This window comes from Bartonella queenslandensis (genome assembly GCF_018155095.1).
Taxonomy (GTDB): Bacteria; Pseudomonadota; Alphaproteobacteria; order Rhizobiales; family Rhizobiaceae; genus Bartonella; species Bartonella queenslandensis_B.
Window position 1 is genome coordinate 1 of the sequence record NZ_NAAI01000030.1, and the last position, 999, is coordinate 999.

Here is a 999-nt window from a genome sequence, read left to right on the forward strand (position 1 = left end):
ATAAAGTAAAGCGTATAGTTTGCGATAATTTATCTTTTCTTAATTTCAGTTTTTAATTGATGAAAATAATTCAATTTTAGTGCAAATATTTTCCGCTGTAGGATTGGATAGTTTGGTTATTTTGTCTTATGGATTTAAGTTTTCTGTTACGAGAACCATTTCTTTCTATATCCTCTAGTTTCTATGTTTCCATAGATGTCCAAATGTTATGCCTTTTGCGAGAGAATTGGCCATGCTTGATAGTTTGAGTAAGAGCATAATGGATATAATGGAGAGGATGAGAGCTCCCCCAAACATGGCTGCTACATTTTGGTTGTAATCGAGCCTCATATCTTGCAAATAGTTTGCAAAGATGTTCATCATCAGATTAAATACAGTGGCTAAGAGTAGAAAGAGGATTATGTAATTTACGACTTGGATTATCCATTGCTCAAAGAAGCGATAGGTTGGTTGCCAGAGCAAAGCAATGATGAAGATAGGACCCAATCCTACGAGAAGTGTAATGGCGATTTTTGTCAGTATGACGAGCCCCCCACCGATTGCTACGACGAGACTTGTTGCCAGCAAGATGAGGATACCTAAGAGGCTGTAAAGCAGTCCATTGGACTCGAAGAAGACGGTTTCCTCGAAAAGACGACCTGCATATTGGAATCCTTTGGTTGCTGTTGTGTCAAGCAATTTCATTAATTCTGTATCATTGAGTGGATTTGCTATGAGCGCTTTTGATAAATCATAGGGCATTTGCGTTATCAAATTTGTGATTTCCGGTTGATAAAGTCCTGTGGTAAGAGCTATTGAAGTGATAATGCTTATTCGCAGGAAACGGTTTACGAAACCGGAAAGCGGCATATCTATAGCGCCCCGAATGATAAGCCATCCATAGATAATGAAAGCGATTGTGATTCCAATTGAAACGAAGGGTGTGATTGTAACAATTGCTTTTGAGGAAATATCCGTGACATATGTTTTTGCTATCTGATCAATTTTAGTAAAAAGTTG

At 37.8% G+C, this 999-nt stretch carries 1 protein-coding gene; it reads right to left on the minus strand.

Annotated features, from left to right (window positions below; translation table 11 throughout):
- Positions 1–174: 174 nt before the first annotated feature.
- The coding region (locus B5V81_RS08580; RefSeq protein WP_244979460.1) for a TrbL/VirB6 family protein at positions 175–999 on the minus strand (825 nt) is incomplete at its 5' end.